The sequence below is a fragment of the Pseudomonas sp. FME51 genome (genome assembly GCF_014897305.1).
Genome location: NZ_JABUYN010000039.1, coordinates 1 through 1,916 on the forward strand (window position 1 = coordinate 1; position 1,916 = coordinate 1,916).

Below are 1,916 nucleotides of genomic sequence, written 5' to 3' on the forward strand. Positions count from 1 at the left end.
TATCAGCCTGTTATCCCCGGAGTACCTTTTATCCGTTGAGCGATGGCCCTTCCATTCAGAACCACCGGATCACTAAGACCTACTTTCGTACCTGCTCGAGCCGTCACTCTCACAGTCAAGCTGGCTTATGCCTTTGCACTAACCGCATGATGTCCGACCATGCTTAGCCAACCTTCGTGCTCCTCCGTTACTCTTTAGGAGGAGACCGCCCCAGTCAAACTACCCACCAGACACGGTCCCCGATCCAGATTATGGACCTAGGTTAGAACATCAAACATTAAAGGGTGGTATTTCAAGGTTGACTCCATGCAGACTGGCGTCCACATTTCATAGTCTCCCACCTATCCTACACATCAAGGTTCAAAGTTCAGTGTCAAGCTATAGTAAAGGTTCACGGGGTCTTTCCGTCTTGCCGCGGGTACACTGCATCTTCACAGCGAGTTCAATTTCACTGAGTCTCGGGTGGAGACAGCCTGGCCATCATTACGCCATTCGTGCAGGTCGGAACTTACCCGACAAGGAATTTCGCTACCTTAGGACCGTTATAGTTACGGCCGCCGTTTACTGGGGCTTCGATCAAGAGCTTCTCCTTACGGATAACCCCATCAATTAACCTTCCAGCACCGGGCAGGCGTCACACCGTATACGTCCACTTTCGTGTTTGCACAGTGCTGTGTTTTTAATAAACAGTTGCAGCCAGCTGGTATCTTCGACTGATTTCGGCTCCGTCCGCAAGGGACTTCACTTACCATCAGCGTGCCTTCTCCCGAAGTTACGGCACCATTTTGCCTAGTTCCTTCACCCGAGTTCTCTCAAGCGCCTGAGTATTCTCTACCTGACCACCTGTGTCGGTTTGGGGTACGATTGTTGGTAACCTGAAGCTTAGAGGCTTTTCCAGGAAGCAGGGCATTAATTGCTTCACCACCTTAGTGGCTCGTCATCACACCTCAGCATTAAGTAACCGGATTTGCCTAGTTACTCTGCCTACATGCTTGAACCGGGACAACCGTCGCCCGGACAACCTAGCCTTCTCCGTTCCCCCATCGCAGTTACCACCAGTACGGGAATATTAACCCGTTTCCCATCGACTACGCTTTTCAGCCTCGCCTTAGGGGTCGACTCACCCTGCCCCGATTAACGTTGGACAGGAACCCTTGGTCTTCCGGCGTGCGGGTTTTTCACCCGCATTATCGTTACTTATGTCAGCATTCGCACTTCTGATACCTCCAGCATGCCTCACAGCACACCTTCGCAGGCTTACAGAACGCTCCCCTACCCAACAACACCTAAGTGTCGCTGCCGCAGCTTCGGTGCATGGTTTAGCCCCGTTACATCTTCCGCGCGGGCCGACTCGACCAGTGAGCTATTACGCTTTCTTTAAATGATGGCTGCTTCTAAGCCAACATCCTGGCTGTCTGAGCCTTCCCACTTCGTTTCCCACTTAACCATGACTTTGGGACCTTAGCTGGCGGTCTGGGTTGTTTCCCTCTTCACGACGGACGTTAGCACCCGCCGTGTGTCTCCCGTGATAACATTCTTCGGTATTCGCAGTTTGCATCGAGTTGGTAAGTCGGGATGACCCCCTAGTCGAAACAGTGCTCTACCCCCGAAGATGAATTCACGAGGCGCTACCTAAATAGCTTTCGGGGAGAACCAGCTATCTCCCGGTTTGATTGGCCTTTCACCCCCATCCACAAGTCATCCGCTAATTTTTCAACATTAGTCGGTTCGGTCCTCCAGTTAGTGTTACCCAACCTTCAACCTGCCCATGGATAGATCACCGGGTTTCGGGTCTATACCCTGCAACTCATTCGCCCAGTTAAGACTCGGTTTCCCTACGGCTCCCCTATACGGTTAACCTTGCTACAGAATATAAGTCGCTGACCCATTATACAAAAGGTACGCAGTCACCCCAT

General features: G+C 51.7%; 1 rRNA gene. It reads right to left on the reverse strand.

The features are described 5' to 3' along the window. Window positions 1-1,916, reverse strand: a 23S ribosomal RNA gene (locus INT39_RS22270); the annotation flags it as partial.